The organism is Micromonospora humida (assembly GCF_016901255.1).
Lineage (GTDB): Bacteria > Actinomycetota > Actinomycetes > Mycobacteriales > Micromonosporaceae > Micromonospora > Micromonospora wenchangensis.
This window is the reverse complement of record NZ_JAFEUC010000013.1, coordinates 84,353-109,654: the sequence shown is the minus strand read 5'-3', so window position 1 is coordinate 109,654 and position 25,302 is coordinate 84,353. Positions and strand designations below refer to the sequence as shown.

The 25,302-nt window shown below is 72.9% G+C and carries 25 protein-coding genes; 13 read left to right on the top strand and 12 right to left on the bottom strand.

Annotated elements, in window-relative coordinates; translation table 11 throughout:
- Positions 1-73 precede the first annotated feature (73 nt).
- Positions 74-853, bottom strand: coding sequence for a D-Ala-D-Ala carboxypeptidase family metallohydrolase (locus JQX11_RS24115; protein WP_204927241.1), 780 nt, complete (start codon positions 851-853; stop codon positions 74-76).
- A gap of 319 nt (positions 854-1,172) precedes the next feature.
- Here JQX11_RS24115 and JQX11_RS24110 point away from each other — a divergent pair, with 319 nt between their 5' ends.
- Together JQX11_RS24110 and JQX11_RS24105 are read left to right on the top strand one after the other, a co-directional pair.
- A complete protein-coding gene (locus JQX11_RS24110; protein WP_204927240.1) occupies positions 1,173-1,808 on the top strand; it encodes a DUF6642 family protein in 636 nt (211 codons plus the stop codon).
- A gap of 28 nt (positions 1,809-1,836) precedes the next feature.
- The gene (locus JQX11_RS24105; protein ID WP_204927239.1) at positions 1,837-2,301 is read left to right on the top strand and encodes a PPOX class F420-dependent oxidoreductase; all 465 of its coding nucleotides are present in this window, start codon (positions 1,837-1,839) and stop codon (positions 2,299-2,301) included.
- A 47-nt stretch (positions 2,302-2,348) separates the two neighbouring features.
- Here the strand turns inward: JQX11_RS24105 and JQX11_RS24100 are convergent, their stop codons facing one another.
- Positions 2,349-2,990, bottom strand: a complete 642-nt coding sequence (locus tag JQX11_RS24100) for an NAD(P)-dependent oxidoreductase (protein ID WP_204927238.1) — start codon at positions 2,988-2,990, stop codon at positions 2,349-2,351.
- A 128-nt stretch (positions 2,991-3,118) separates the two neighbouring features.
- Here JQX11_RS24100 and JQX11_RS24095 point away from each other — a divergent pair, with 128 nt between their 5' ends.
- Positions 3,119-4,177: a hypothetical protein gene (locus JQX11_RS24095; RefSeq protein ID WP_204927237.1), complete on the top strand. Its 1,059-nt coding sequence runs from the start codon at positions 3,119-3,121 to the stop codon at positions 4,175-4,177.
- Positions 4,178-4,219: 42 nt separating this feature from the next.
- Here JQX11_RS24095 and JQX11_RS24090 read toward each other — a convergent pair whose 3' ends face one another.
- Positions 4,220-5,452: a serine hydrolase domain-containing protein gene (locus JQX11_RS24090; RefSeq protein ID WP_204927236.1), complete on the bottom strand. Its 1,233-nt coding sequence runs from the start codon at positions 5,450-5,452 to the stop codon at positions 4,220-4,222.
- A 77-nt stretch (positions 5,453-5,529) separates the two neighbouring features.
- Here JQX11_RS24090 and JQX11_RS24085 point away from each other — a divergent pair, with 77 nt between their 5' ends.
- The 3 genes from JQX11_RS24085 to JQX11_RS24075 all read left to right on the top strand — a co-directional run bounded on the left by JQX11_RS24085 (position 5,530) and on the right by JQX11_RS24075 (position 7,759).
- Positions 5,530-6,123: a pentapeptide repeat-containing protein gene (locus tag JQX11_RS24085; RefSeq protein WP_204927235.1), complete on the top strand. Its 594-nt coding sequence runs from the start codon at positions 5,530-5,532 to the stop codon at positions 6,121-6,123.
- 223 nt (positions 6,124-6,346) lie between these two features.
- Complete coding sequence (locus JQX11_RS24080; RefSeq protein WP_307826330.1) at positions 6,347-7,246, top strand: hypothetical protein; 900 nt, start codon at positions 6,347-6,349, stop codon at positions 7,244-7,246.
- Positions 7,247-7,321: 75 nt separating this feature from the next.
- Positions 7,322-7,759, top strand: coding sequence for a nitroreductase family deazaflavin-dependent oxidoreductase (locus JQX11_RS24075; protein WP_204927234.1), 438 nt, complete (start codon positions 7,322-7,324; stop codon positions 7,757-7,759).
- A 16-nt stretch (positions 7,760-7,775) separates the two neighbouring features.
- Here the strand turns inward: JQX11_RS24075 and dacB are convergent, their stop codons facing one another.
- Both dacB and JQX11_RS24065 read right to left on the bottom strand, forming a co-directional pair.
- Positions 7,776-9,359, bottom strand: coding sequence for a D-alanyl-D-alanine carboxypeptidase/D-alanyl-D-alanine endopeptidase (gene dacB, locus JQX11_RS24070; RefSeq protein ID WP_204927233.1), 1,584 nt, complete (start codon positions 9,357-9,359; stop codon positions 7,776-7,778).
- Positions 9,360-9,462: 103 nt separating this feature from the next.
- Positions 9,463-10,188, bottom strand: coding sequence for an MIP/aquaporin family protein (locus JQX11_RS24065; RefSeq protein ID WP_204927232.1), 726 nt, complete (start codon positions 10,186-10,188; stop codon positions 9,463-9,465).
- Between the two features lie 216 nt (positions 10,189-10,404).
- Here JQX11_RS24065 and JQX11_RS24060 point away from each other — a divergent pair, with 216 nt between their 5' ends.
- Positions 10,405-10,686 carry an adhesin gene (locus JQX11_RS24060; protein ID WP_204927231.1) on the top strand — a complete coding sequence of 94 codons (282 nt, stop codon included), beginning with the start codon at positions 10,405-10,407 and terminating at the stop codon, positions 10,684-10,686.
- Between the two features lie 5 nt (positions 10,687-10,691).
- On the opposite strand, the gene JQX11_RS24055 is transcribed toward JQX11_RS24060, so the two are convergent.
- On the bottom strand, positions 10,692-11,798 hold the full coding sequence (locus JQX11_RS24055; protein ID WP_204927230.1) for a beta family protein: 1,107 nt from the start codon (positions 11,796-11,798) through the stop codon (positions 10,692-10,694).
- 219 nt (positions 11,799-12,017) lie between these two features.
- On the opposite strand from JQX11_RS24055, the gene JQX11_RS24050 reads away from it, so the two are divergent.
- Positions 12,018-13,361 (top strand): cellulose binding domain-containing protein, encoded by a 1,344-nt coding sequence (locus JQX11_RS24050; protein ID WP_204927229.1) that lies wholly within the window; start codon positions 12,018-12,020, stop codon positions 13,359-13,361.
- 97 nt (positions 13,362-13,458) lie between these two features.
- Here the strand turns inward: JQX11_RS24050 and JQX11_RS24045 are convergent, their stop codons facing one another.
- Positions 13,459-14,148 (bottom strand): response regulator transcription factor, encoded by a 690-nt coding sequence (locus JQX11_RS24045; protein ID WP_204927228.1) that lies wholly within the window; start codon positions 14,146-14,148, stop codon positions 13,459-13,461.
- Between the two features lie 292 nt (positions 14,149-14,440).
- On the opposite strand from JQX11_RS24045, the gene JQX11_RS24040 reads away from it, so the two are divergent.
- Together JQX11_RS24040 and JQX11_RS24035 are read left to right on the top strand one after the other, a co-directional pair.
- Positions 14,441-14,848 (top strand): hypothetical protein, encoded by a 408-nt coding sequence (locus tag JQX11_RS24040; RefSeq protein WP_204927227.1) that lies wholly within the window; start codon positions 14,441-14,443, stop codon positions 14,846-14,848.
- Positions 14,849-15,098: 250 nt separating this feature from the next.
- Positions 15,099-15,491, top strand: a complete 393-nt coding sequence (locus tag JQX11_RS24035; RefSeq protein ID WP_204927226.1) for a cupin domain-containing protein — start codon at positions 15,099-15,101, stop codon at positions 15,489-15,491.
- A 68-nt stretch (positions 15,492-15,559) separates the two neighbouring features.
- Here the strand turns inward: JQX11_RS24035 and JQX11_RS24030 are convergent, their stop codons facing one another.
- Positions 15,560-16,747 (bottom strand): threonine synthase, encoded by a 1,188-nt coding sequence (locus JQX11_RS24030; protein ID WP_204927225.1) that lies wholly within the window; start codon positions 16,745-16,747, stop codon positions 15,560-15,562.
- Between the two features lie 115 nt (positions 16,748-16,862).
- Between JQX11_RS24030 and JQX11_RS24025 the strand changes: the two genes are divergently transcribed.
- Complete coding sequence (locus JQX11_RS24025; RefSeq protein WP_204927224.1) at positions 16,863-17,645, top strand: aldo/keto reductase; 783 nt, start codon at positions 16,863-16,865, stop codon at positions 17,643-17,645.
- A 69-nt stretch (positions 17,646-17,714) separates the two neighbouring features.
- Here JQX11_RS24025 and JQX11_RS24020 read toward each other — a convergent pair whose 3' ends face one another.
- Both JQX11_RS24020 and JQX11_RS24015 read right to left on the bottom strand, forming a co-directional pair.
- Positions 17,715-18,842: a glycoside hydrolase family 12 protein gene (locus JQX11_RS24020; protein ID WP_204927223.1), complete on the bottom strand. Its 1,128-nt coding sequence runs from the start codon at positions 18,840-18,842 to the stop codon at positions 17,715-17,717.
- A gap of 155 nt (positions 18,843-18,997) precedes the next feature.
- Positions 18,998-19,777 (bottom strand): IclR family transcriptional regulator, encoded by a 780-nt coding sequence (locus tag JQX11_RS24015; protein WP_307826329.1) that lies wholly within the window; start codon positions 19,775-19,777, stop codon positions 18,998-19,000.
- A gap of 197 nt (positions 19,778-19,974) precedes the next feature.
- Between JQX11_RS24015 and JQX11_RS24010 the strand changes: the two genes are divergently transcribed.
- Both JQX11_RS24010 and ctaD read left to right on the top strand, forming a co-directional pair.
- Positions 19,975-21,081 carry an FAD-dependent monooxygenase gene (locus JQX11_RS24010; RefSeq protein ID WP_204927221.1) on the top strand — a complete coding sequence of 369 codons (1,107 nt, stop codon included), beginning with the start codon at positions 19,975-19,977 and terminating at the stop codon, positions 21,079-21,081.
- Positions 21,082-21,218: 137 nt separating this feature from the next.
- A complete protein-coding gene (gene ctaD / locus JQX11_RS24005) occupies positions 21,219-22,976 on the top strand; it encodes an aa3-type cytochrome oxidase subunit I (protein WP_204927220.1) in 1,758 nt (585 codons plus the stop codon).
- 431 nt (positions 22,977-23,407) lie between these two features.
- On the opposite strand, the gene JQX11_RS24000 is transcribed toward ctaD, so the two are convergent.
- Positions 23,408-24,622, bottom strand: a complete 1,215-nt coding sequence (locus JQX11_RS24000; RefSeq protein ID WP_204927219.1) for an MFS transporter — start codon at positions 24,620-24,622, stop codon at positions 23,408-23,410.
- Positions 24,623-24,686: 64 nt separating this feature from the next.
- Positions 24,687-25,268 (bottom strand): isochorismatase family protein, encoded by a 582-nt coding sequence (locus tag JQX11_RS23995; RefSeq protein WP_204927218.1) that lies wholly within the window; start codon positions 25,266-25,268, stop codon positions 24,687-24,689.
- Between the last annotated feature and the right edge of the window lie 34 nt (positions 25,269-25,302).

The window sequence follows — 25,302 nt, the reverse complement described above, 5'->3', positions numbered from 1 at the left end:
GGCCCCGGTGCCCCGACGCCGGCCCGGCCCTGGTGATCCCGTGGGGCCGGGCCGGCGTCGGCCGTCGCGTCGGTCAGCGGCTGACGCCGCAGTCCGGGGCCGCCCAGCTGGTGCGGTTCGTCAGGTTGTCCCGGTTGTTCTCCCGTCGGGAGTCCACGTGGACGTGGTCGTCGTGCCCCGGGTAGCCGGGGCCGTAGATGCCGCTGAACCCGTGGTCGCGGGAGGCGCGGGAGATCTCGCAGAGCGACCTGCTCTGCGAGGTCACGTCGGCGGCGTTGCCGTAGAGGTGCTGGCTGTTCGACGCCCCACCGACCTGCTTGTTGCAGCTTTCGTCGCGGAAGCCGCTGGTGACGTAGAGCGGCTTGTCACCCAGGCCACGCCGCAGCGCCTCCAGTTTCCACATGGTGTGTACCGCGTTGGCCTTGGTCTCGGTGGCGGAGAGCGGACCGCCGCTCCAGCCGCCCTTGCCGCAGCCGCCGTCCAGCTCCCGGTAGCTGAAGTGCGCCGGCGTGCAGTCGTTGTCCTGCAACTGGTAGAGCTTGCTGAAGGTCTGCTTGCCGGCGATGCCGTCGCTGCGCAGCCCGTACGCGGTCTGGAAGCGCTTGACCGCGGCGGCGGTCTCGGGACCGAAGTCGCCGTCGATCCGGACGATTGCCCCTCGGGCCGCCCAGCCGGCGACCCGGATCTGCAACTGGCGGACGTCGTCTCCGGAGCGCCCCTGGTAGAGGTCGCGTTTCCAGGTGTAGCAGCCGTCGGCGTGGGCCGCTGGCGCGGCGGCCACCGTGGCGATCGCGGCTCCCGGCAGAGCCAGGGCGAACGCGACGAGTGCCCGCTTCAGAGTTTTCTGGCGCACAGAAGTCCTCCCGATTGGAAGTGAATGGGGTGGTGAACAGGGCATCGCGCGGGACGTCCTGCAACTTCCACCCTGACAGCTACCTGGCCGATTCGCGGCAATAAAGGGGAATCGTCCTCGTAGTCGGTGATAGCTGGGTATCGCCTGTGAATGGGGGTGAATGGCAATTCGGGCACAAGGCGTCAGCAGGTGACGGGAGGGACGGGAATTCCGACACCGGTGAAGTGCCCCGAAACGGATCAGTGGGGCACCGAGGGTGACGTCGGTCCGCCACCCGGACCCGGTAACGTCGACCCGGCGGGGATGGGGAGGTGACGCGGTGGCGCGGGGCGGAGTCTTCTGTGTCGAGGGGCAGTGGCACCGCGACCTCAACGAGCGCGGGTCCGTGCTGCCCACCCTCGACCTGCTCGAACGGCTCGGCCGCATCCGCTACATCCACAAGGACGCCGCCACCCGCGACGAGCTGTTCTACTTCCTCGACCGGTGGCTGCTCAAGCAGTACGCCGACCACCGGGTCGGCTTCTTCGCCATGCACGGTGAGCCCAGCCGGCTCTGCCTCACCGACTGGGACTCCGTCGAGCTGTCCGACGTCGCCGAGCGGATGGCGGGCCGGGGCGAGGGCCGGCGGCTCTACTTCGGCAGCTGCTCCGTGCTGCGCGCCTCCGACGCCACCCTGCGGGACTTCCTCGACGTCACCGGCGCGGCCCTGATCTGCGGCTTCACCCGTGAGGTCGACTGGGTCGAGTCGGCCGCCTTCGAGACGGTGCTGCTCGACGTGCTCGCCAACGGCCAGCGGCACAACGCCGCCGAGCTGCGGATGGGTTCGGCGCACTGGGCGCCGCTCGCGGCGTACCTCGGCTTCCGGGTGATCTACGCCAACGGCCGCGCCTGGCGGCCCGCCGCCCGGCCCCGGGTCCCCGCCCAGTCGGGCCGGGTCGGCGGCCGGTCCGGCTGACGCCCGCCGGGCCTGGTAGAACCGGGGGATGGCACGCAGCGTCGCAACCAACACCCGGGTCGACCGGGACGCCCTGCTCGACTTCGTCCGGCCCCGGCACCGGGTCCTGCTGATGACCACCCGCGCCGACGGCCGGCCGCAGTCCTCCCCGGTCGCCTGCGGCGTGGACTCCGCCGGTCGCCTGGTGATCTCCACCTACCCGGAACGGGCCAAGGCCGCCAACATCCGCCGTGACCCCCGGGTCTCCGCCTGCGTGCTCTCCGACGACTGGGACGGCCCGTGGGTGCAGGTCGACGGCGTGGCCGAGGTGCTCGACCTGCCCGAGGCGCTGGACCCGCTGGTGGAGTACTTCCGCAGCATCGCCGGCGAGCACCCGGACTGGGACGAGTACCGGGCGGCCATGGTGGCGCAGGGCAAGTCGCTGATCCGGATCACCGTCGAGGGCTGGGGCCCGATCGCCACCGGCGGCTTCCCGCCCCGCCTCGCCGACTGATTTTCCGGTACGGCCGGTCGCCGCCGTACCGGCCGCCACCGGCCGGCTCAGTACGCCGCCGTGAAGCGCATGTTCTCGAAGCGGGGCCCCTCGATCTCGTCCACGATCGCCACCGCCAGGTCCTCGTAGCTGAGCACCGAGCGGCCCTGCCCGTCGGTGACCGGGTGTTCGGTACCGGTGCGGTAGCGGCCGGTCCGCTCGCCGGGGTGGAACTCCACCGGCGGCGGCGAGACGTAGGTCCAGGTCATCCCGTCGGCCGAGGAGCGGTAGAGGGCCAGGGCGTCGGCCTGCCCGAGCGCCGCCTCCCGGTATTCGTCGGGGAAGTCCGGCTCGTCGAGGAACGGGGTGTCCCGCGCGGTCAGCAGGGTCGCCCCGCCGCCGACGTGGATCACCCGGGGCGGATCGGGCAGGTCCCGCAGGACGGTGACCAGGTTCTCCGCCGCCGTACGCCACAGCGCCCGTTCACCGCCGCCGACCGCCACCACGACCACGTCGGCCTCCGGGGCCAACTCGGCGACGCTACGCGCCGAGGTCACGTCTCCGGTCACCACGCGTACCCCGGCCGGCAGCCAGGTGACCGCCTCCGGACGGCGGACCGCCGCGGTGACCCGGTGTCCCCGGCCGGCCGCCTCGGCGACGATCCGTGAGCCTGCGGTGCCCCCGGCGCCGTACACCACCACGTTGCCCATGCCGTCCAGGCTAGGCAGCGGGTCGCCGTCGCGGTGGTGTAACGGACGATCCGGCCGGTACGGGGGCGCGTGGCGGACATCCACTACGGTCGGTCTGATTCTGATCCATCGACCACGGGGGAAACATCATGGCCGTCCTTTCCGTACCACGCCGGTTGCTCGCCTGGAGCGCTCCGGCGGCCCTCGCCCTCGCCGCGACCGTGCCGGCCGCGCCCGCCCTGGCCGCCCCGGCCGACCGGCACCCGACGCCGGCGGTCGTCGGCTCGGTCGACCGGGACCTCGACGGCGACGGCGTGCCGGACCTGGTCACCGTCGGCGGCACCGCCGGCCTCGGCTCCGGCGTCTGGTCCGCGACCGGCCTGACGTCGCGCCGCACCGGCGTCGGCACCGGCCGGGTGCACACGCCGGCCGACAACATCGGGTTGCTCGGCAACGGCGTCGGCGGCACCAACGCGCCCGCCGAGTTCGACGGGGCGCAGGTGGTCACGGGGCGTTTCTTCGGCGGCGACCGGCAGGACTTCCTCGCCTACTACCCCGGCGGCCCCGCTGCCGGGAACGCCAGCATCATCCGGGGCGCCGGTGACGGCACCATGCTCGACCCGAACCTCAGCGGCAACCAGATGTCCGTCTTCAGCGATCAGCTCGTCGACGACAACGGCAACCCGCCGCTCCAGGTGGCCAACGCCTACGGGGCCGACGGCGTCAACCCGGAGTACCCGGATCTGATCTCGGTCACCGGCGACGCCACCAACGGCCACCGGCTGGTCTACCACCCCAACCTCGGCATGCCCGGCGGCTATCTCTTCCGGGTGGCGCTCGCCGACGCCACGCCGACCGGGGGAACGGACTGGCAGAACTGGACCGTCGCCAGCACCGAGACCGCCACCGGGGTGGCGATGTACCTGCGCAACGCGGCCACCGGCGACCTCTTCCTCTGGACCGGGGTCACCCTGGTCGACAACGGTGACGGCACCGGCTCGCTGACCCACACCCAGTACCACGTCGCCAGCAACTGGAACACCGCCACGACGATCACCACGATCTCGGTCGCCGACCTCGACGCCGACGGCGTCCCCGACCTGTGGACCGTGCGTCCGGACGGCACCGTCCGGGCGTACCTCGTCTCCGGCCTGTCGGCCGGTGGCCCGGCGACCGTGCGGGCCACCCGAGTCCAGCACCTGCTCTGAGCCGCGACCGGGCCGTCACCCCGGTGGTGGCGGCCCGCCGGCTCAGCCGACCAGGGCGGCGTAGACGAGCTGGCGGAGCTGGGAGCGCAGCGGGTAGGTGCTCGACGGCATCAACTGGGTGAACAGCAGGGCGGTGATCTCCTCGGCCGGGTCGACCCAGAACGCGGTGCTGGCCAGCCCGCCCCAGTAGTACTCGCCGACGCTGCTCGGCACCTTGGCCGGCACCGGGTCCTGCACCACGGCGAAGCCCAGGCCGAAACCGATGCCGTCCAGCACCGTCTCGGCGAACCCCTGCGGCTGCAGCGACGCCAGGTCGCCACCGCCGGGCAGGTGGTTGCGGGTCATGTAGCGCACCGTTCGGGGCCCGAGCAGGCGTACGCCGTCCAGCTCGCCGCCGCGCAGCAGCAGTTGGGTGAACCGGTGGTAGTCGGCGGCGGTGGAGACCAGTCCGCCCCCGCCGGAGAAGCACCGCGGGCGGGTCAGCGCGGCGGCACCGAGCTGGTCGGCGCGGACCGTCCGGCCGGTGCCCGGGTGCGGCATGTACAGGGCGGCGAGCCGCTTGGCGTCGGCCGGGTCGACCCAGAACCGGGTGTCGGTCATGCCCAGCGGGGTGAGGATCCGATCGGTGAGGAAGTCGGCCAGGCTCTGCCCGGAGACCACCTCGATCAGCCGACCCAGCACGTCGGTGGAGACCCCGTAGTTCCAGCCGGTGCCCGGCTGGAACAGCAGCGGCAGCTTCGCCATCCCGACGCTCGCCCCGGCCAGGTCGAGCCCCGGCGGGACGTCGAGGTCGTAGCCGGCGGCCCGGTAGAGCGCGTCGACCACCGAGGTCTGCGCGAACCCGTAGGTCAGCCCGGCGGTGTGGGTGAGCAGGTGCCACACCCGGATCGGCTCGACCGCCGGCACCGTGTACGGCTTGAGCGCCGACCCCTTGTCGAAGACCCGGACGTCGGCGAACTCGGGCAGCCAGCGGCTGATCGGGTCGGTCAGCTCGAACCGGCCCTCCTCCCACAGCATCATCGCCGCGACCGAGGTGATCGGCTTGGTCATCGAGTAGATCCGCCAGATGGTGTCCGGCTCGACCGGGGTGCCGGCCTCCACGTCGCGCATCCCGTAGACCGAGGAGTGCGCGACCTCGCCGCGACGGGTGACGACGATCTGCCAACCGGCCAGCCGCCCGTCGTCGACGTACCTGCCGAAGTGTTCGTCGATGCGGGCGAGCCGGGCCGGGTCGAAGCCGGTACGGGCCGGGTCGGTGCTGGGTGCCACGCTCACCCGCCGAAACTACTAGCCGGTATGCGCCGGACGAAAGGTGCGGTGGTGGTGTCGGTGCTCGCACCTAGGGTGGGGCCGTGCCGCAGACCATCGAGGACGAGACGTTCCGCCACACCGACTGGTACGCCGAGGAGCTGACCGACAGGCACTTCGTGCGCTGCGTCTTCACCGACGTCGACCTGACCGAGGCGGTCAGCCGGGGCGCCTCGTTCACCGGGTGCGACTTCGGCGGGGTGTCGTTCAACGCCTCCCGGCACACCGACTCGGCCTTCGTCCGCTGCGGGTTCCGCCGGTGCAACCTGTTCGAGGCCGAGTTCACCGGCTGCAAGCTGGTCGGCAGCACGTTCGAGGGGTGCGCGCTGCGCCCGCTGCGGGTCTCGGGCGGGGACTGGTCGTTCGTCGGGTTGCCCGGTGCCGACCTGCGCGGCGCGCGGTTCAGCGACGTACGGATGCGGGAGGCCGACCTGTCCGGGGCGGACCTCACCGGCGCGACCCTCGCCCGGGTGGACCTTTCGGCCGCCCAGCTACGCGGGGCGCGGCTCACCCGGGCCGACCTGCGGGGCAGTGACCTGACCGCGCTCGACCCGACGGCGGTCGAGCGGGTCGGCGCGGTGATCGACCCGCAGCAGGCGATGGTGCTGGCGCAGGCGTTGGGTTTCGAGATCCGCTGACCGGAACGCCCTCTGTCGATCTCCCCACCATTTCGGCCCTGAGCTGCGGTTTTCCAACAAGTAGGAAACTTTCCATCGGGATCACTTGGTAACAAACTGGAAACGCCCTCCCGCTGGCATATGGCGCATCACGGCCTTGAAATGAAAACGTGAGAACGCTCACGCCGCGACCGAACCCCCTCCCCGACCGGTCGCGGGCGTCGGGCTGGGGAGTGGGACACGCGTGAACGACCAAGAGACCTGGCGGATCGGGCCGGGCCCGACGACGCGCAGCGCGCAGCGGCGGGAGGCCCGTCGTCGGCAACGCCGCCGCTGGGCGATCGGTTCGGTGGCCACCCTGGCCTGCCTCGCGGTGCTGGTGACCTATCTGGGCCCGGACCCGGACCCGTCGGAGCCCGACCTGGTGCTGCCGGCCGGCGCCCCGACCCCGGCCGGTTATCCGACCGGGGCGGCGGGGGTGGGTGTGTCGGCCGAGGCCGGGGTCGTCGAACCCGGCCTGCAGCCCCGGGAACGCACCCCGCCGCCGAGCGTGCCGCCGACACCGCCGGCCACCCCGGTGGCGTCCTCGTCGCCGGCCGCACCGACGCTGAGCGTCTCCCGGGCCGACGTGCCGGCCGAGGTGGACCTGACCGCGCTGGGCACCCGGGACTGGGTGCACTGGGGGCTCAACCGGCCGGAGACCGTGATCCGCAAGGGCGGCGGCACCGGCGAGATCCGGGACGAGGGCGGCCGGGGCGCCCGCGACCGCTACGACACCAACCCCGAGCTGTTCGGATGGCGTGACGGGGCACCGGTGCCGGTCGTCCCCGCCACCGCCACCGGGGTGTTCGTCTGCGGTGCGGGCAACGGGTTCGCGCTGTCCGTGGCCGGCGACGGCGAACCGCGTACGGTGCACCTCTTCGCCGGCATCTGGATGGCCCAGGGGCGGCTGGACGTGCGGCTGTCCACCGGCGGGTCGACCCGCACGCTGCGGCTGGAGGACCCGCACACCACGCACACCGCCCAGTTCGTGATCAAGTTCCGGGTGCCGAGGGGCGAGAAGCTGCTGATCCGCTGGACCGTCGAGGGCACCTTCCGCAACAGCTGCGGCAACGTGAACCTCCAGGCGGCGGCGGTGCGCTGAGTCGTTCACCCGGTTCCGGGCCTCGGGTCGGGTTAGCGTGTCCGGGTCGATGCCCACGAGTCACCGGAGATGCCGATGCCGACCGACGAACAGGTGCTGGACAGCCCCGAGGGCTGGGTCGCCGACCACATCCGCCGGTACGTCGCCACCGGCGGCGCGGAGGGCCACGAGTGGCAGCCGGGCGTGTTCACCCTGCTGCTGACCACCCGGGGCCGGCGCAGCGGCAAACTGCGCCGCACCGCCCTGATCTACGGCCGGGACGGCGACGACTACCTGGTCGTCGCCTCCCAGGGCGGTGCGCCCCAGCACCCCTCCTGGTACCTCAACCTGCTCGCCGACCCCGGGGCCCGGGTGCAGGTGGGCCCGGAGACGTTCGAGGTGCGGGCGCGCACCGCCGAGCCGGCCGAGCGGGCCCGGATGTGGCCGACGATGACCGCCATCTGGCCCGCCTACGAGGAGTACCAGAGCAAGACCGAGCGGGAGATCCCGGTGGTGGTGCTGCAGCGGCGCTGAGCCGGGCCGGGCCGGCTCAGCAGACGATCGGCTTGACCCAGGAACACTCCCGACCCTCGGGCACCCGGGGGGCCTCCGGGGCCACCGGCGGGGTGGCCCGAGCCGACCCGCCGTCACTGTCGCGGTAGCTGGCCAGCGCGATGGCGATCTGGTCCTCCAGCCCCTTGACCGACGAGGTCAGGTGGTTGTTGAACACCACCGAGAAGGCGAGCAGCCGGCCGTCGGCGTCGGTGGCGTAGCCGGAGAGGCCGGACACCCCGGTCAGGCTGCCGGTCTTGGCGTGCACGTTGTCCGCCGCCGGGGTGTCGCGCATCCGGCTGCGCAGGGTGCCACCGACGAGGCGGTCCGGGTTGCCGGCGATCGGCAGGGCCGCGTACCAGGTGTCGAACCAGGGTTCCCGGCGGACGGCGGTGAGCAGCGCGACGAACTCGCCGGCCGGGATCAGGTTGCGCCGGGACAGCCCCGAGCCGTCGAGCTGGCGCAGGACGCCGGTGTCCACCCCGGTGTCGGCGACGTACTCGCTGATCGCGGCCAGCCCGACCGGCCAGCTTCCCGACCCGGAGACGACCCGGCCGATCTCCTTGGTCAGCACCTCGGCGTGCCCGTTGTTGGACAGCTTGAGGAAGGGCACCAGCAGCTCGGCCAGGGTCATCGAGTCGTGCCGGGCCACCGGGGTGGCGTCGGCCGGGGTGGCCCGGCCGGGCACCGTGCGCCCGAGCACCCGTACCCCGTGGCGGCGCAGCGCGTCCCGGAAGACGTCGGCGGCGTAGCCGGTGGGCTCCCCGACGGTCATCCAGTCGCTGACCGCCGCCGCGCCGGCCGCGATCCGGCCGGTGACCACGATGGTGTTGCCGCCGTGCGTCCGCTCGAACGACAGCGTCGTCTCGCCGTCGGCCACCGTCTCGGCCCGGTTGTCGATCCGCAGGTAGCCGTTGGGCGGGGTCATGGTGACCACCGGCGGTGCCCCGGCCTTCCCCGCCGGGGCGGCCCGCACGATCACCGTGCCCGCGTCGTAGTCGGTGTCCGGGGCGAGGGTCAGCGCGGAGACCTGCGCCGCGTAGTAGTACGACTCGTCGTCCCAGGCCCACTCCGGGCCGAGCCGGGTGGCGTCGTAGCGGGTGTCGTCGGCGACCAGGTTGCCGGTCACCATCCGTACCCCGCTTCCGGCGACCTGGGCGGCCAGCGCGTCGTAGTCGGCGGCCAGCATCGTCGGGTCGCCGCCGCCGCGCAGGTAGAGGTTGCCGGAGACCAGGCCGGCCCGGCGGCGGCCGTCGGTGAGCACGTCGGTGCCGAACCGGTGCCCGGGGCCGAGCAGCGCCAGGGCCGCCGTCGAGGTCAACAGCTTGGTGTTGGAGGCGGGCACCAGGCGACGGTCGCCGTTGCGGTCGTACAGGGTCCGGCCGGTGGCGGTGTCCACCACGACCACCCCGGCCTGCGCCCCGGCGAGCCGGGGGTCGGCGAGGACGGCGTCGATGGTGGCGTGCAGCCGGGTGGCCGCCGGGGTGGGTGACTCGGCGGTCGCCGGCAGCGCGTCGGCGGCGGCCACGGTGGCGACCAGCGCCACCAGCGCGAGCGTCCGGGGGAAGAGACGACGATGCATGCGCCGACGCTGCCACGAAGGTTTCCGTCGGGCAAGCCTCGGTGCCGTAGATTTTCTTCCACGGCCGGTGGCCCCGGTCGGGGGCGGCCCGGCGCCGGTCGGGTCAGGTCGGGTCCGGCGCGGCCGGGTCGGGCGCGTCGGGTTCGGCGCGGAAGTGCCGGCTCGGCTTCACCAGCAGCGGTGCGGCCAGCGCGGCCAGCGCCCCGCCGAGCAGCGGGAAGACGATGAACACCCACAGTTGGCGCAGCGCCGCGCCCCCCTCGAACACGGCCGGGCCGAACGACCGGGCCGGGTTGATCGAGGTGCCGTCCAGGGTGATCCCCACCAGGAGCACCGCCACCAACGCCAGGCCGATCGCCAGGCCGGCAAAGCCGGCGTGCTCGACCCGGCTCGTCACCACCAGCACCACCAGCACGAACAGGAACGTCAGGACGACCTCCAGCACCGCCGTACCGCCCTGGTTGATGTGCACCCCGTAACCGTTGGTGCCCAACACCCCGGTCTGGTCCGCCACGCCACCCCAGCGGACCAGCCCCCAGATGGCGAAGCCGGCCACGGTGGCCCCCACGAACTGCGCCAGCCAGTACGCCACCGCGCCGACCACGGAGATCTTGCCGGAGAGCAGCACCCCCAACGTCACCGCCGGATTGAGGTGCGCGCCGGAGAGCGGGCCGATCGCGTACACCAGCCCCACCAGGACGAACCCGAAGGCCAGCGCCACGACCACCACGCCGCCCTGGAGTTGGGCGAACACGGCGGTGCCCACCCCGACGAAGACCAGCAGCAGGGTACCGATCAGTTCGGCGGCGTACCGTCGGGCAGCGTCCATGGGCTCAGGGTAGAAAGCCGCGGGGCCGTGAGGAGCGGAAACGGGGATCTCCGACAGACCCCGCTCTATTTGACGAACCCCTGGTCAGGGGGCACGGTGGGGGAGAGGGCCGCGCGGCGGCACCCCGGAACCGCCAGGCGGGCACCGGCCCGCCGCAGGGGGCGCGCATCTGACGTCGCGCCACGTTCCGCCCGACAACTCCCGAGGAGTCCCATCATGCTCACCATGACCGACAACGCCGTGCTCGTGATCCGTGACCTCGCGGCCCAGCAGGACGTCGCCCAGGACGGTGGGCTGCGGATCGCCGCCGACACCGAGGCCGGCGCGCTCACCATCGAGCTGGTCCCGGTGCCGGCGCAGGGCGACCAGGTGGTCGACACGGAGGGGGCGCGCATCTTCCTCGACGCCGATGCCGCCGAACTGCTCAACGACAGCTCGGTGGACGCCTCCGTCGACGACGAGGGCGTGGTGCAGTTCGGGTTCACCGAGCAGGAGTGACCCGGTCAGCGACCCCGCCGGTGCTCACCGCCCCGGTGCGGGCGGGTGAACCCGGTGCGGTCCTCGACGGGCGTCGGCGGGCCGCGACGCCCGTCGGCCGGGCCGGTCAGCGCCGCCAGCACGTGCGCCAGGTGGTGCGACGTGCTCCACGCCGTCCAGTTCGCCGGTGAGCCCGCGCCGGTGACCCGGCGGGCCCGACGTAGCAGCTCGTGGTCGCCCCAGGAGAGGCCCGCCCCGCCAACCGGCCAGTGCGGGGCGGTGACCAGGGTGCGGCACAGGTCGGCGAACCGTTCGTCGCCCCGGCCGCCCCGCCGCGACCAGCGGTAGATCCACCAGCCGTCCTCGGTGGTGTACCGCACCGTGGGCAGCCGGTCGCCCGGCTCCACGCCGCCCGACTCCACCCCGCCCGGCGGCGCGGGCGACACCCCGTAGTCGCCGTACCCGACGCCCAGGTCGGCCAGCCGACGCCAGAACAGCCAGTCCCAGCGGTCCACCCGGACCGGTTCGTCGGTGGGCAGCCGGGACAGCGACGGCGGCATCCCGCCGGCCGCCACGGTCACCGTGCGCCAGGCGTGCCGTCGGGCCCAGTCCACCACCCGGCGTACCCGGGGCTCGGCGACGCGCAGGTCCGCCGGGCAGCAGACGTCGGCGGCGTCGACCAGCAGGTCGCACTGCTCCGGGACCAGTCCGGTGCGCCGCCACACCCGCTCCACCGCCGCCGTCGTGGCGTGCGGGCCGGTGCGGTCCCGGCCGGACCGCAGCCGGACCACCGCCCCCCGGGCGTACGCCCGGCACGCCGCGCCGTGTGCGGCCAGCCGCCCGTCGCCACACGTCAACCCGATCACCGGCTGCACGGGTACGCCCCAGCGGGCCAGCTCGCCGCCCGGCCCGTCGGGCAGCGCGCACACGTCGACGGCGGGCACCAGCCCGGCGGGCAGCCGGCGCAGCACCTGGGGCAGGCCGGTGTCGGCCGGGGACACGTCGAGGACCGGGACGACCAGGGGAGCGTGGGCGCTGTCCAGATGACCCAGCGCCTCCAGCTCACCGCGTCTGCTGGTGAGGATGGGGCGGTAGACCGGCTCCGCCACCCGACCCCCGGGGGCGGGCACCATACCTCAATCTACCGGGCCGGACGCCCCCGCCACAGGGGTTACGGCGGTCGCGTCACCGACCACCCGGTCCCGTCGACGGTCACGGCCCCGGTCACGTCCACCTTGGACATTGACAGTGGTCGGTGCCGGTGGTGGCATGGGTGGGCGGTACGCCGGGCGTGGAAGGGCATCCGAAGACCCATGTCCCCGCTTTATGCTGCCCGGAAGGCGTACCCCCTCATGACAACCTCGCGTCACCGTGCCGGCCTGCTCGCGGCGCTGACCGCCGCCGCCGTACTGCTGCTGGTCGTCCCGCTGCCCGCCGGGGCGCTCGCGGTACCCGAGCCGACCACCCCGGTCACCGGCAACGCCACCCACTTCGACGCCCTCGGCGCACCGTACGGCGGCTGCGGCCTGCCCCAGGCGGAGCTGGACGCGCCGGACTTCGTCGCGCTCAACGCCTACGACCTGCCCGGCGACTACTCGTCGTACCCGATGCGGCCGATCCCGGCCAGCCAGGCGGCGAAGATCGGGCTGTGGAACAACGGCCTCAACTGTGGCCGGTTCGTCCGGGTCACCGTCGGCGACTACTGCACCGGCGTCAACGACGGCGCGCCCGGCCAGCCGTTCTGCCGCAACGGCTCGTGGACCGCCGACGCGTACAGCGGGGCGACCCTGACCATGGTGGTGGCGGACAGTTGCGGCGACGGTAACGCCTGGTGCCGGGACGACCCCTACCACCTGGACCTCTCCACCGCCTCGCTCAACCGCTTCGTGCGCAACGGCACGCCGGTGGGGGACATGAACCCCACCCACTGGAACAACCGGCACGTCTCCTGGTCGTTCGTGCCCGCCCCGGACTACACGGGCGACATCCGGATCGGCTTCATGAAGGGCGCCCAGCGGTACTGGCCGGCGATCGCCGTCTCGCACCTGGCCAACGGCATCCATGGGGTGGAGTACCTGGCCGGTGGGGTGTGGACGGCCGCCACGATGAACAGTGACATGGGACAGTCGTACGTGATCGGGGCGACCGCCGCCGGGGGCACCGACTTCCAGATCCGGGTCCGCGACGCGGCCGGCGCGTTGATCAACAACGGTCGCGTCTACCGGTTCGCCCTGCCCGCCTCCTGCGGCGGGACGTGCTCGGCGGCGTACACCCGGGTCGACTACACCACCTCCGACGGGCCGACCCCGACCCCGACCGGCACCCCCACGGCCACCCCCACCGTGACGCCGCCGGTCACCCCCACCGCGACCCCCACCGGCACCCCGGCCCCGGTGACCGGTTGCTCGGCCGCCTACCGGGTGACCGGCTCGTGGTCGGGCGGCTTCCAGGCGGAGGTCACCGTGCGCAACCTCGGTGTCAGCGCCATCACCGGCTGGAGCACCGCGTTGACCTTCGCCGGAACCCAGCAGGTCGCCTCGTCGTGGAGCGCCACGGTCAGCCAGTCCGGCCGGCAGGTCACCGCGACCAACGCTGCCTACAACGGCAGCCTGATCCCCGGCGCGACCACCAGTTGGGGCATGGTCGTCACCGGCGACAACCAGCCCCCGACGGTGGCCACCTGCGCCGTGCGGTGAACCACCGGTTGGCCGGTCCGCCCGTGGCGGCGGGCCGGTCAACCGGCCCCGGGGCACCGCAACCCGGGCGCTGCGTCCGGGCGCGGCCACCCGCGCGCTACGTCCCGGGCGCGGTGAGCCGCACCCCGACCCCGCGTACGGTGTGCAGGTAGCGGGGTTGCTGGGCGCTCTCCCCGAGCTTGCGGCGCAGCCAGGACAGGTGCACGTCGACGGTCTTGTCCGCGCCGCCGTAGGGGATCTGCCAGACCTCGGTGAGCAGTTCCCGTTTGGTCACCACCGTGCCGGGGCGGGCGGCGAGGTGGTGCAGCAGGTCGAACTCGCGCGGGGTCAGCTCCACCGGCGTGTCGTCCAGGGTGACCTGGCGGGCGCGCGGATCGATGCGTAGCCCGCCGACCACCAGCACCGGCTCGCCGTCGGGCCGCTCGGCCCCGCCCCGGCGCAGCACCGCCCGGACCCGGGCGTCGAGCTGGGCGGCGGTGAACGGCTTGACCAGGTAGTCGTCCGCCCCGGCGTCGAGCAGCCGGACGATCTCCCGTTCGTCGTCCCGGGCGGTGGCCACGATCACCGGCACGGCGCTGACCGCACGCAGCATCCGCAGCAGCTCGCCGCCGTCGAGGTCGGGCAGGCCGAGGTCGAGCACGACGAGGTCGGGGCGGTCGTCGAGGGTGTGCCGCAGCCCTTCCATCGCGGTCGACGCGGCGGCCACCGCGTGCCCCCGGTCGCGCAGCGCCCGGACCAGCGGGGCGCGGATGGTCAGGTCGTCCTCGACGAGCAGCAGGCGGGCCACCCCAGCAGGCTAGCCCCGGGGCGTCGGCCCCGGCCGTCGTCCGGGCGGGAGCGGTGGGTCCGGGAGCGGCCGGTCGGGCCGGTGCCGCCATCTCTGTCAGTGGGCGACGACCCGTGTCGGGCACGTTTCCGCAGCTCACGGTGGTTGGGTGTCAGGTAACGGACAGTCGGGCGTGTGGTCGCAAAAGGTGTAACCGACATATTTTCGAAGTACGGATCCGCTCGGTCGGCGCGGATCACCATCCCTCATCGCTCCCGGCCCGAGCAGGTGGCCGGCAGGCAGGAGCACCACGATGTCCAGCACCGGTTCCCGGCGTCGTCCGGTCAGCCAGCCCGTCCCCTGCCGCACCGACCTGGCCCTGGCCGATGCCCAACTGGCCGGCGACCGGCGGGTGGGGTTGCCCGCCTCGGCCCGGATGCTCTACGCCGTGGTGCACGCCAACGGCACCCTGGCCCGGGGGCTCGGCGCGGCGTCGGCCACCCGGCTCGCCCCCGGCATGTACCAGGTCGTCTTCGACCAGGACGTGAGCACCGCCGGCTACGTGGGCACGATCGGGTTGGCGGGCAGCGCCGGGCTCGCGCCGCCCGGTGGGATCAGCGTGGTCGGTCGGACGGGAATCCCGAACGGGGTGTTCGTCAGGACGTTCGCCACCGACGGCAGTGTCACGGACCGTCCGTTCCACCTGGCGGTCCTGGCCTGAGGTCGGCGGATACGGGCGCACGGCGCCGTACGGCACACCGGCCGTCCGTCGCCGCGCTCCGACCGTCTCCCACCACCGCAGCCATTCCGGCGGTACGCCAGCGGGGACCTGGTGCGACCGGTGCGGTCCCCCGCTCCGGTCCGGGGTGCTCGTTGCCCGATCTGACGGCAGGCAAACCTGCCCGGGGCCGGGAATTGCTTCATCTGCACGACCCGGCGTGATCCGTTGCCGTTGCGGGTATGAGCGGAACATGGAGCATTTCACGATCGCGACGGTCGCCGAGAAGAGCCCGGACTTCCGCCGGGTGCTGTGGACCGGCGAGAAGACCCAGTTGGTGATCATGACCATTCCGCCGGGCGGGGAGATCGGTGCGGAGGTCCACGACGGGATCGACCAGATCCTGACCTTCGTCAGCGGCACCGGGGAGGCCCGGGTCGGCGGGGAGACCCGGGAGGTCGCCCAGGGCGACCTGGTGGTGGTACCGGCCGGGACGAAGCACAACTTCGTCAACACCGGGCCCAACCCACTGGTGCTCTACACGGTCTACGGCCCGCCGGAGCACGCCGACCAGGTGGTGCACCACACCAAGGAGGAAGCCGACGCGGCGGAGGCCGCCGGCGAGGACGAACCGCCGACGTCCTGACCCCCGGCTGTTGACCCGCAGCCGCCGCCGGCCGGCGTCCAGCGCACCGGGACGCCGGCCGGCGGCGGTCAGCCCACGGGTACGGCGGAGACGTCCACCGTCTCCGGGTACTTCAGCCCCGACCCCGTGTTCAGCACCACCACCCGCTCGTCGGGGCGGATCCAGCCCCCGGCCCGCAGGTGCCGGGCGGCGGTCAGGCAGGCCGCCCCCTCCGGGCAGAGCAGCAGCCCCTCCCGGGCGGCGAACTCCCGCAGGTCGGTGAGGATCTCCGCGTCGTCGACGGCGACCGCCGTCCCGCCGCTCTCCCGCAGCGCGGTCAGGATCAGCTCGTCGCCGAGCGGGGCCGGCACGGTGATCCCGAACGCCACGGTGTGCGCGTCGGCCCAGGGGCGGGCCCGCTCCTCACCGGCGGCGAACGCCCGGACGATCGGCGCGCAGCCGGTCGACTGCACCGCCACCAGCCGGGGCAGCCGGTCGCTCACCCAGCCGAGTTCCCGCAGCTCGTGCAGGGCCTTGTGGATGCCGATCAGGCCCACCCCGCCACCGGTGGGATAGATGATCACGTCGGGCACCTGCCAGCCGAGCTGCTCGACGATCTCGTACCCCATCGTCTTCTTGCCCTCCAGCCGGTAGGGCTCGCGCAGCGTCCCGGCGTCGAAGACCGCCCCGTCCGCCTCGGCCACCAGCTCGGCCACCCGTCGTCCGGCGTCGCTGATCAACCCGTCCACCAGGAGCAGGTCGGCACCGGCGGCCACGCACTCGCGGCGGCAGATGGTCGGGGCGTCCAGCGGCATCACGATGGTCGCCGCCATCCCGGCCCGCGCCGCGTACGTCGCCCAGGCCGCTCCGGCGTTGCCGTTGGTGGGCATGGCGAACCGTCGTACGTCCAGTTCGCGGGCCCGGCTCACGCCGACGGCGGCACCCCGGGCCTTGAACGACCCGGTCGGGGTGAGCCCCTCGTCCTTGACGATCAGGTCGGCCACGCCGATCTCGTGGCCGTACGCCGGCGCGCGCCACAGCGGCGTCCAGCCCTCACCCAACGTGGTGACGTGCCGCTCGTCGGCCACCGGCAGCAGTTCCCGGTAGCGCCACAGGTCGGCCGGGCGCAGCCCGAACCGCTCGGGCGTCACGGCGGCGGCCACCGCCGCCAGGTCGTAGCGGGCCAGCAGCGGTGACCCGCAGTCACACAGGTTGGTGAGCCGGTGGGCGTCGTGCTCCCGGCCGCAGCGGGGACACTCCAGGTGGGTCAGGTACACGATGCTCCTCGCCGTCGGCCCGGTCGGTGCTCGGCACATCGGCATTCTCCGGCAATCGGCCCGGGTTCGCCGCTCGCCCGGCATGCTCGCGCCGATCATGGGTAGAACCGTCGACATGGATCTCGACCAACCCACCGTCCTGCTCCCCGGTGACGTCCGGATGCCGCTGCTCGGGTTCGGCACCTGGCAGGCGACCGGCCGGGCCGGCTACGACGCCGTGCTGGCCGCGTTGGACGCCGGCTACCGGCACATCGACACCGCCACCATGTACGGCAATGAGGAGGAGGTGGGCCGGGCGGTGCGGGAGAGCGGGCTGCGCCGCGAGGACGTCTTCATCACCACCAAGCTGCCGCCGGACCGGGTCGGCCGGGAACGGGAGACGATCGAGGCGAGCCTGCGGGCGCTGGGCACCGACCACGTCGACCTCTGGTTGATCCACTGGCCGCCGTCGTCGCCCGCGGACAGCATCCCGGTCTGGCGCGAGCTGCTGGCCGCCCGGGACGCGGACCTCACCCGGGCGGTGGGGGTGAGCAACTACGCCACCGCACAGCTCGACGAGTTGATCCAGGCGACCGAGGAGAACCCGGCGGTCAACCAGATCCGGTGGAGCCCGTCGCTGTACGACCGGCAGCGGCACGCCGAGCACCGGGACCGGGGGATCGTGCTGGAGGGCTACAGCCCGTTCAAGGCCAGCGACCTGGCCGATCCGGTGCTGACCCGGATCGCCGCCGCGCACGACGTCTCCCCGGCGCAGGTGGTGCTGCGCTGGCACGTCGACCACGAGATCGTGGTGATCCCCAAGTCGGTGACCCCGGAACGCATCCGCGCCAACGTCGACATCTGGAACTTCTCGCTGACCGCCGAGGAGATGCGCGACATCGACGCCCTGGGTGGCTGAGCCCGAAAAGGTGCGGGGGGCGTGACCCTGTGGGTCACGCCCCCCGCGTGGTGGTGGGTGGTGTGGGGTTCAGGCGCGGGCGCAGGCGGTGCCGTTGAGCGAGAAGCTGGTCGGCGCCGAGTACGTCCCGTTCAGCGAGCCCTGGTAGCCGAAGGTGGCGGTGCCACCGGGGGAGATGCTGCCGTTGTGCGCGGCGTTGCGTGCGGTCACCGTCGACCCGCTCTGGCTGACGGTGGCGTTCCAGGAGCTGGTGACCTGCTGCCCGCTGGGCAGGTTGTAGGTCAGCGTCCAGCCGTTGATGGCGCTTGCGCCCCGGTTGGTGATGGTCACGTCGGCGGTGAAGCCGTTGTTCCACGAGTTGGAGGTGTACTTCACCGCGCAGCCGCCGCCGGTGGGCGGGGGCGTGGTCGGCGGGGCGGTGGTCGGCGGCGGGTTGCCGCCGGTGTTGACGGTCTGGGAGAAGTTGGTGACGGCCAGCCCGGCACCGCCCTGCCAGGGCTCGAAACCAGCCTGGATGCTGGTCAGGTACCAGTCGTTGGTGATCGCTCCCCGGTTGCGGGTGTCGGCGATGAAGTCCAGCACGTTGAAGCTCATGCTCTGGATCGCCGACGGGGCGACGTACGAGATGACGTTGTTGCCGCCGTTGTTGCCGCGCCACACCTCCCAGCTGCGGCCCGCGATGTTCGTGTTACCCACCGGCGAGCCGATCGGCTGGATGCTGCCCTGCCGGTTGAACCAGATCATGATCTCCATGGCGTTGACGCCGTCCCGCTTGGGCGACGGGTCGAGCCAGATGTCGTAGGCGGCGTCGTAGATCGCCCCGCCGACGTAGTTGAAGGAGATGCTGCCCGGCGCGCTGCTGATCGACTTCACCTGGGCCGGCAGGTTGGTGCCCGGCGAGCAGTTGGTGTAGTGGCAGCCGACGAAGATCGACGGGTACGACACCGGGGCCCCGTTGGTCGGCGCGGAACCCTGCTGGCTGGTGATGCTGAAGCCGCTGCCGGTGACGTTGATGCACTGCTGGGCGGTGGTGCCCCAGCGGTTGTTCTGGACCACGTACCGGCCGCCGATGACGGTGGAGCCGTACTGCTCACAGATCTGGGTGTCGGCGGAGGCGGTGCCGCCGACGGCGACGGCCACGATCGTGCCGACGGCCAGGAGGCCGGCGGCGGCGAGGGCCCGCAATGGACGCTTCATGATGCTCCTTGGCTGCGGCGCGGGGGCGCCGGAGGTGTGTCGGACATGACCGGGAGCGCTCCCACGGTCCCGAACACATTTACATACTTGAAACTGCTATGCAACTGAACCGGTTAAGTGAGCGGCCGATCTCGTCCCCGTACGTGAACCGCGTTCTACAGGTTGGGCGAGAGCAGTGTGCGCGCCGTCCGAACCTGCGCCGCCGCCTCCCGCAACACCGCCGCCAACCGCGTCCGTACCTCCGGACCCAGCCGGTCCACCGGCGCGGCCACCGAGATCGCGTCCACCGCCGGCTCCCGCAGCGGTACGGCCACCGCCACCGCCGCCAGCCCCGGACCGCACTCCTCCCACTCCTCGGCCCAGCCCCGCCGCCGCACCGCGGCCAACTCGGCGCGCAGCGCCTCCGGCGTGGTGACCGTCCGCCCGGTCACCGCCGGCAGCGGCCACTGCAACAGCCGGTCCACCTCCTCGTCGGACCGCGCGGCGAGCAGCGCCTTGCCGGCCGCGGTGGCGTGCGCGGGCAGCCGCCGACCCACCGCACAGACCGGCCGGACGACGTGCGCCGAGTCCCGCCGGGCCAGCAGCACCACCGCGCCCCGGTCGAGCCGGTAGAGCTGCACCGTCTCGCCGGAGAACTCGGCCAGCCGGTCCAGGGTCACCTCGTGCAGGGCGGCGACGTCCGCGCCGGCCAGGAACGTCGCGCCGACCTCCAGCGCCCGCAACCCCACCGAGAACCGGGTGCCGGTCGGATCGGCGGCCACCCACTCGCGGTCCAGCAGGGTCCGCAGGATGGCGTGCAGGCTGCTCTTGGGAATGCCCAGCGCCCGGCTCAGCTCCACCGGTGAGCGGGGGCCGTCCGGGGTGGCGAGCGCCTCCAGCACGTCCAGTGCCCGACCCGCCGACTTGACCGAGCGGTATGACTCTTCCGTTGTCACGCCGTCACTGTAGTGAGACGAACGACATCCGGCCGATGGGTATTCTTCGATCGAACCCCGTTCAGTGGGCTGGACAACTTTCTGTCCGGTTCGGAGCGTGCCGGACGGGGGGATCATCGGCTCTGGTGTGCGCCGATCGCGCGGAGTAGTGTCTTGCCTTCACCGCGTACCGATCCCCTCCGGAGGCGTACACCACCATGCGTGGCTCCCCCCTGCGCATCCTCGTCGTCGGCGCGGGCATCGCCGGTCTGGCCGTCGCCCGGGCCCTGCGGTTGGCCGGCTTCCGGCCGGACGTCACCGAGAAACTCCCCCCGAACGAACTGGCCGACACCGGCCTCTACCTGCCCGGCAACGCCGCCCGCGCGCTGCGCCGGCTCGACCTCGACGGCCCGGTCCGCCCGCTCGGGCAGGTGATCCACCGCCAACGGTTCCTCGACGCCGCCGGCGACCCGCTCTGCGAGGTGGACCTCGACACGCTCTGGGCCGAGGTGGGGGAGTGCCGGGCGCTGCCCCGCCGCGACCTCTACCAGGTGCTGCTCAGCGGTGCCGGGGGCGCCGTGCGGCACGGCGCCGAGGTGAGCACCGTCGAGCTGCTGCCCGCCGGGGTCGCGGTCACCTTCACCGACGGCACCGGCGGCGAGTACGACCTGGTGATCGGCGCCGACGGCCCCCGCTCGGCGGTCCGCTCCCTGGCCGCGCTCGGCGGCCCGCCCCGCCCCGCCGGTCAGGTGGTCTACCGGGGCGTGGTGCGCGACGGCCCGGACGTGCCCGACTGGACGGCGCTGCTCGGCCGGCGGGCCGGCTTCCTCGTGGTGCCGCTCGGCGCCGGCCGGCTCTACTGCTACGCCGACGAGGCCGGCACCGTCGCCCCGGCCGACCCGGTCGCCCGGCTGCACGAACTCTTCGGCGGCTACGGCGGGCCGGTCCCGGCGGTGCTGGCCGCCTGGCGCGACGTGCAGGTCGGGCTCACCGACGAGGTCGAGCTGGGCCGCTGGCACCGGGGCCGGGTGCTGCTGGTCGGCGATGCCGCGCACGCCACCGCGCCCACCCTGTCCCAGGGGATCGCGATGGCGCTGGAGGACGCGGTGGTCCTCGCCGAGTCGCTGCGCGCCGCCGGCAGCGTCGAGGCGGCCCTGGTCGCGTACGAGAGCCGCCGTCGTCCGCGTACCCGATGGGTGCGGGACCGGACCCGCGACCGCAACCGCACCCGGGACGTGCCGCCGGCGCTGCGCGACCCGTTGCTGCGCGGGCGGGGCGGGCGGATCTTCGGCGAGCACTACCGGCTCCTGGTCGACCCGCTGTAGGTGCGTCGGGTGACCGGACATGGTGCCAGAGCACCCCGAGCGGTGCTGCCACCTGCCGGGGACTAACATCCTTTCGGATGACGGCCCGCAGTTGACGAGGCGTGCCGAGCGGGACAACCGAGAACCGGAGGCCATTCGTGACCACCGTCGCACCCAAGCCGGTCGTGACCCGGCCATGGCCGGTCCGAGAGCCGGTCAAGGGGTCGGCCATCGCGCGGCTGCTGCGCACCACGGACGCGAAGCAGATCGGGATCATGTACATGGTCACCGCGTTCGTGTTCTTCATGATCGGTGGCCTGATGGCCCTGATCATGCGAGCCGAGCTGGCGCGGCCGGGCATGCAGTTCCTGTCGCCGGAGCAGTACAACCAGCTGTTCACCATGCACGGCACGATCATGCTGCTGTTCTTCGCGACGCCGATCGTGTTCGCGTTCGCGAACTACGTCGTGCCGCTGCAGATCGGCGCCCCCGACGTCTCGTTCCCCCGGCTGAACGCCTTCGCCTACTGGCTGTACCTGTTCGGCGGCACGATGGCGACCGCCGGCTTCCTCAGCCCGGGTGGCGCGGCCGACTTCGGCTGGACCGCCTACACCCCGCTGAGCAGCATCGAGCACTCGCCCGGCGTCGGCGCGAACATGTGGGTCGTCGGCCTGGCCATCTCCGGTCTGGGCACCATCCTCGGCGCGGTCAACCTGATCACCACGATCCTGACCCTGCGCGCCCCCGGCATGACCATGTTCCGGATGCCGATCTTCACGTGGAACATGCTGGTCACCAGCCTGCTGGCGATCCTGGTCTTCCCGCTGCTGGCCGCCGCGCTCTTCGCGCTGGCCGCGGACCGGCTGCTCGGCGCGCACGTCTACGACCCGGCCACCGGCGGCCCGATGCTGTGGCAGCACCTCTTCTGGTTCTTCGGCCACCCCGAGGTGTACATCATCGCGCTGCCGTTCTTCGGCATCATCACCGAGATCATCCCGGTCTTCTCCCGCAAGCCGATCTTCGGCTACAAGGGCCTCGTCGCCGCCACCATCGCCATCGCCGCCCTGTCGATGAGCGTCTGGGCGCACCACATGTTCGCCACCGGCCAGGTGCTGCTGCCGTTCTTCAGCTTCCTCAGCTACCTGATCGCCGTGCCGACCGGCATGAAGTTCTTCAACTGGATCGGCACCATGTGGCGGGGCCAGATCACCTTCGAGACGCCGATGCTGTTCGCCATCGGCTTCCTGGTGACCTTCCTCTTCGGTGGTCTGACCGGGGTGCTGCTGGCCAGCCCGCCGCTCGACTTCCACCTGCACGACAACTACTTCGTCGTGGCGCACTTCCACTACGTGCTCTTCGGCACCATCGTGTTCGCCGTCTTCGGCGGCATCTACTTCTGGTTCCCGAAGATGTTCGGCCGGATGCTCGACGAGCGCCTGGGCAAGATTCACTTCTGGCTCACGATGATCGGCTTCCACACCACCTTCCTGGTGCAGCACTGGCTCGGCGCCGAGGGCATGCCCCGCCGGTACGCCGACTACCTGCCCGGCGACGGCTTCACCACGCTCAACATGATCTCCACGATCGGCGCGTTCATCACCGGTATCTCGACCCTGCCGTTCATCTGGAACTGCTGGAAGTCGTACAAGACCGGGCCGGTCGTCGAGGTGGACGACCCGTGGGGCCACGGCAACTCGCTGGAGTGGGCGACCAGCTCCCCGCCGCCGCTGCGGAACTTCGACCGGATGCCCCGGATCCGCTCCGAGCGCCCGGCGTTCGACGCGAAGTTCCCCGAGCTGGCCGCCGGGCAGAGCCTCGCCGGCCCGCCGGAGGGTGGTGCCAAGCCGCTGACCAGCGAGGTCAACGGCGGCGCCAGCTACCAGGAGGACACCGCAGGGAACCTCGACCGGCGCTGACGCCCGGCACGAACCACCGAAGGGCACCGCACCCCACCGGGGCGCGGTGCCCTTCGCCGTTCCTCGCGATGACGGGGGCAGGGGAGCCCGGTGGAGCGCACGTTCCGGTCCCGCCTCCCACTGGTGCGGACCCGCCGGGGTGGCCCACCCCCGGTCGAGCGGTATGCCTCAGAGTCATAGATATGACTCTGAGGCATACCGCTCAACGGTGAAGGTATGTGCCCGGGTGGCGGCGGACCTCCGGGTGTGCCCGCTACGCATGCACCCCCATGACGGGCCGGGGCGCGTGACGCCCGCAACGCACCCATGGCCACTCGCACCACCGGCCACCGCGCACCCACGGCAGCCGGGTGCCGCCGGTACCGCACGTCACCGGCCACCCGGGCGGTGCCGGTCGTGACGCGGCTACGGGCCGGTCGGCGGGCGGTGGCTCAGGCGGCCGGTGCCGGCGCGGACAGGGTGGATGCCGGGGCGACGGGCGGGCGGCGGTGACGCAGCTCGGTCGGCAGGACCACCAGGGTCACCAGCAGCCCCACCGCCCCGGTGACCACGAAGCCCCAGAGCGGCACCGAGGCGTCGATCACCGCGCCGGCCAGCGGAGCGCCGAGCGCGATGCCGACCGTGGTGGCGGAGCCGTGCAGGCCCATCGCCTCACCGCGGACCCCGGCGGGGGCGAGCCGGCTGACCGCGTCGGCGGTGGCGGCGATGGTGGGGGCACAGAGCGCGCCGGCCGGCAGCAGGGTCAGGCAGAGCAGCCACCAGTGGCCGCCACCCAACCCGACCGGGATGGTGCAGAGGCTGAGCAGGGCGGCCAGGGCCAGCGGGGAGAAGGAGCGGCGGACCGCACCGTACGCGAAGCCGCCGACCAGCGAGGCGATCGCCCAGGCGGTGAGCACCGCGCCCGTCCAGCCGACCTCGCCGCCGGCCCGCAGCACCGCCACCACCGCCACGTCGGTGCCGCCGAGCACCAGGGTCGCGGCGGTGCTCACCGCGAACACCGCGAGCAGGCGGCTGGTCAGCCACTGCCGCCGGGGCACCCGGGGCTGCGGACCGACCGGCTCGTCCACGCTACGGATGGGCGGATCGAGCAGCCAGAGCACGATGCCCGCGCCGACGATGCCCGCGCCCACCGCCCAGAGCGTGACCCGGGGCGAGACGGCGGTGGCCAGCGCCACGGCCAGCGCCGGCCCGATCATGAAGGACAGCTCCATCGACATCGAGTCCAGCGCGTACGCGGGGCGGCGGCGCTGGGCCGGCACCAGCGCGGCGATCGACTGCCGGACCACCGAGAAGACCGGCAGCGCGAACAGCCCGGCCACGAACGCGGCGGGCAGCAGCAGCGGCAGGCTCAACGTCGGGGCGCTCGCCCAGAAGGCCGCCTCGACGACGGTGGTCACCGCGACCACCGGACGCAGACCACGCCTGTCGACCAACCGGCCCAGCAGGGGCGAACCGATGGCCGTGCCGGCGACCGACGCGGCACCGACCAGGCCGGCGGCACCGTAACCCCGGCCCAGCTCCAGCACCACGTAGAAGGTGAGCGTCACCCCCGTCGCGGTGAGCGGGATGCGGGCCAGCACCGCCACCAGCAGCAGGGCCCGCAGGCCGGGCTGGGCCAGGGCCTGCCGGTAAGGCGTCAACGTCATGATGCTCCGTACCTCCGGCGGTCATCCTGGACCGGGGGTACGACATCGGCAAGCGATTACCGGCTCATGCGGCGCTGATCACCGGCTCCCCGCGCAGGGTCACCCCGGCGCCGTCCATCGCCCGCAGTGCCACGTCCAGCGTCGCCGGCGCGACCGCCGCCGTCAGGTCGAGCAGCACGGTGGTGGCGAAGCCCTCCCGGGCGGCGTCCAGGGCGGTGGCCCGCACGCAGTGGTCGGTGGCGATGCCGACCACGTCGACCCGGTCCACGTCGTGCCGGCGCAGCCAGTCGGCCAGGCACTCGCCGTCGTCGGCGTGCCCCTCGAACCCGGAGTACGCGGCGGCGTGCTCGCCCTTGTGGAAGACCGCCTCGACCCGGTCGGTCACCAGGTCGGGGTGGAACTCGCTGCCCGGGGTGCCGACCACGCAGTGCCGGGGCCACGACTCGACGTAGTCCGGCGGGTCGCCGAAGTGCGCCCCCGGGTCGACGTGGTAGTCCTTGGTGGCGACCACGTGGTCCCACCGCCGCGGTTCCCCGGCCAGCAGGCCCGAGATGCCGGCGGCGACGCCCGCGCCCCCGGTGACGGCCAGGGAACCGCCCTCACAGAAGTCGTTCTGCACGTCCACGATGATCAGCGCGTTGGCCATCGGTGCCCTTCCTCTCCGCTCGCCACCGGTGATC